The sequence below is a fragment of the Pseudomonas agronomica genome (genome assembly GCF_025917275.1).
GTDB lineage: Bacteria > Pseudomonadota > Gammaproteobacteria > Pseudomonadales > Pseudomonadaceae > Aquipseudomonas > Aquipseudomonas agronomica.
In genome coordinates this window covers 1-2,938 of record NZ_JAOSHO010000571.1, presented here as the reverse complement: position 1 = coordinate 2,938, position 2,938 = coordinate 1, and the positions used below count along the sequence as shown (strand labels likewise).

The window sequence follows — 2,938 nt, the reverse complement described above, 5'->3', positions numbered from 1 at the left end:
AGCGGCGGCCTGGCCGAAGTGACGGGTTTCGTCGAGCGCAATGAGAAATTTCAGTTGCTTGATGTCCATCTTCGCTCCAGGGCGCTTGAAGGTTGGGATTCTAGCGCTTGCGCGTGGCGGGGTCATCGGTCGGTTGGGGAGCGGGTTCGGTGGGCTTGGTCTAGGCTTTGCGTCTGGACATTTGAACCCAGGGAGAGACAACCATGAGCCTTTTCAGTTTTTTAAAAGATGCCGGTGAAAAAATTCTTGATGCGCTGACGCCCGACAAGGCTGAAGCCAACAGCGAGGCGCTGACCAAGCACGTACAAGATGCCCTGACAGGTATAGATACTTCCAGGATCCAGATAAAAGTCGAGGGTGAAAAAGTCATTGCCACCGGCGAAGCCGCGACGCAGGAGGAAAAGGAAAAAATCCTTTTGGCGCTGGGCAACGTTGCCGGTATCAGCGGCGTGGATGACCAGATCACGGTCACCGGGCCGGTTGCTGCGGCGGCCAGGTTCGTCACCGTTGAGAGGGGCGACACCTTGAGTGCCATTTCCAAGCGGGTCTATCAGGACGCGAACAAATACAACAAGATTTTCGAAGCCAACAAGCCGATGCTGAAACACCCGGACAAGATCTATCCGGGCCAAGTGCTGCGCATTCCTGACTAACCCCCCACATTTGTGGCGCCTTCATCGCGAGCAAGCTCGCTCCCACAATGGTTTCGCGGCGAACCAAAAACCTCTGTGGGAGCGAGCTTGCTCGCGATGAGGGCAGTGCGGTTCAAAGCCCGGCAATCAAATCCCGATAATCCCCGACCGCCTCGAACTCCCCCGTATCCTTCGGCCCTTTGCGGCTGTCCGGTTCGCTGACCGCCAGCAGGTACGCGACGCCAAAATCCCGGGCGCTGCGCAATACCGGCAAGGTATCGTCAATGAACAGGCTGCGGGCGGGGTCGAAGTCCAGGTCGGCTTGCAGGGCGTCCCAGAACTGCGGGTTTTCCTTGGGGAAACCGTAGTCGTGGGAACTGATCAATCGTTCGAAATATGGGGCGAGTTCGATCCGTTCCAGTTTCAGTGAGAGCGAATCCCGATGGGCATTGGTGATCATCACGACCCGTTTGCCGGCCCTTTGGACTGCCGCCAGGAACGTGTCGGCGTCCGGGCGCAACGCGATCAGGTGCGCGGTTTCCAATTTCAACTCGCGCACCGGCAGTTTCAGTTCCGCGCTCCAGAAGTCCAGGCAATACCACTGCAACTGGCCGGCGTTGCGTTCGAACAGCGGTTGCAGCTCCATCTCGGCCATCGCGCGGCTGACGCCATGCAGTTCGGCGTAGCGCTGGGGCAGGTGCTCCAGCCAGAAATGGTTGTCGTAATGCAGATCCAGCAGGGTGCCGTCCATGTCCAACAGCACCGTGTCGATCTCGTGCCAGGGCAATAAAGCCATCAAACTTCTCCAGCGGTAATCAGATATCCGACACAAACAATCAGAATAGGCCGGGTATAGTAGCCCGCTATCGCCCAGGGAGCCGTTTATGCGCCAGAAACCCACCATACTCGACCGACGGATCGTCGCCACCAGCCGCCTGTTTTGTGTGGAAGAACTGCAGTTGCGTTTTTCCAATGGCGTGGAGCGTACCTATGAGCGGCTGGCGAGCAAGGGCGCAGGCTACGGCGCGGTGATGATCGTGGCGATGCTCGACGCCGACCACGCGGTATTGGTGGAAGAGTATTGCGGCGGCACCGATGCCTACGAACTGTCCCTGCCCAAAGGTTTGATCGAGCCAGGGGAAGACGTGCTGGCGGCGGCTGAGCGGGAGCTCAAGGAAGAAGCCGGTTTCGGCGCGCGACAACTGGAGCACCTGACCGAGCTGTCATTGTCGCCTGGCTACATGAGCCAGAAAATTCAGGTGGTGTTGGCAACCGATCTGTATGAAGAACGGTTGGAGGGCGACGAGCCGGAGCCGATGCGCGTGGACAAGGTCAATCTGGGCGAGCTCTCGGCCCTGGCGCAAAACCCACAATTCACCGAAGGCCGGGCCTTGGCGGCGTTGTATCTGGCCCGCGACCTGCTGACCCAGCGCGGAGCCTACCTGCCATGAATTACCCCCATCCCCTGATTGCTCCGGTGATCGAGCTGGCGCTCAAGGCCGGCGCGGCGATCCTGCCATTCTGGCGAGCCAATGTGGAAGTCGTGCACAAGGCTGACGAATCACCGGTCACTGCCGCCGACATGGCTGCTCACGATGTCATCGTCGCTGGATTGACCGCGCTGGCGCCGGATATTCCGATCCTTTCCGAAGAGGACGCCAATATTGCGCAGAGCGTGCGCGCGACCTGGAAACGCTGGTGGCTGGTGGACCCGCTGGATGGCACCAAGGAATTCATTTCCGGCAGCGAAGAGTTCACCGTCAACATCGCCTTGGTCGAAGAGGGGCGGGTGGTGTTCGGCGTGGTTTCGATGCCCACCAATGGCCGCTTTTATGTCGGCGGCGCTGGGCTCGGCGCCTGGCGCGGCGATAGGGGCGCCGAGCCTTTTCCCGTCACGGTGCGTAACGAATTGGCGCCTGGAGACGCTTTCACCGTGGTCGCCAGTCGGCGCCACACCAGCCCGGAGCAGGAGCGCCTGTTGGCTGGCTTGAGCGAGAGCCTTGGCGCCTTGCAACTGACCAACATTGGTAGTTCTCTGAAGTTCTGCCTGCTGGCCGAAGGGGCTGCGGATTGCTATCCACGGTTGGCGCCCACGTCCCAGTGGGACACCGCCGCCGCCCAAGGCGTATTGGAGGGAGCGGGTGGCGAGGTGTTGGACCTGGGCGGCGAACCGTTCTGCTATCCGCCGCGGGAGTCGTTGTTGAATGCTTCGTTCCTGGCTTTGCCGGCGAAGGCTGCATGGCGTGGAAAGTTGTTGGAGCTCGCCCGCGCCTAGGATCAGATACCACTTGTGGCGAGGGGATTTA

At 60.2% G+C, this 2,938-nt stretch carries 5 protein-coding genes; 3 read left to right on the top strand and 2 right to left on the bottom strand.

Translation table 11 applies throughout. From position 1 onward, the window contains the following. Nucleotides 1–69 (bottom strand): hypothetical protein (locus OC610_RS24630; protein WP_264431573.1); only part of this gene is annotated, 69 nt, incomplete at its 3' end. Nucleotides 70–203: 134 nt separating this feature from the next. Here OC610_RS24630 and lysM point away from each other — a divergent pair. Continuing rightward, entirely contained in the window at nucleotides 204–653 is a 450-nt protein-coding gene (gene lysM / locus OC610_RS24625) for a peptidoglycan-binding protein LysM (RefSeq protein ID WP_264431571.1), read from the top strand. 112 nt (nucleotides 654–765) lie between these two features. Here lysM and yrfG read toward each other — a convergent pair whose 3' ends face one another. Further along, entirely contained in the window at nucleotides 766–1,428 is a 663-nt protein-coding gene (yrfG, locus tag OC610_RS24620; RefSeq protein WP_264431569.1) for a GMP/IMP nucleotidase, read from the bottom strand. Between the two features lie 88 nt (nucleotides 1,429–1,516). Between yrfG and nudE the strand changes: the two genes are divergently transcribed. Further along, nucleotides 1,517–2,083: an ADP compounds hydrolase NudE gene (gene nudE, locus OC610_RS24615; RefSeq protein ID WP_264431567.1), complete on the top strand. Its 567-nt coding sequence runs from the start codon at nucleotides 1,517–1,519 to the stop codon at nucleotides 2,081–2,083. Beyond that, complete coding sequence (gene cysQ / locus OC610_RS24610) at nucleotides 2,080–2,907, top strand: 3'(2'),5'-bisphosphate nucleotidase CysQ (RefSeq protein ID WP_264431564.1); 828 nt, start codon at nucleotides 2,080–2,082, stop codon at nucleotides 2,905–2,907. The genes nudE and cysQ overlap by 4 nt, the downstream gene beginning before the upstream one ends. Nucleotides 2,908–2,938 lie beyond the last annotated feature (31 nt).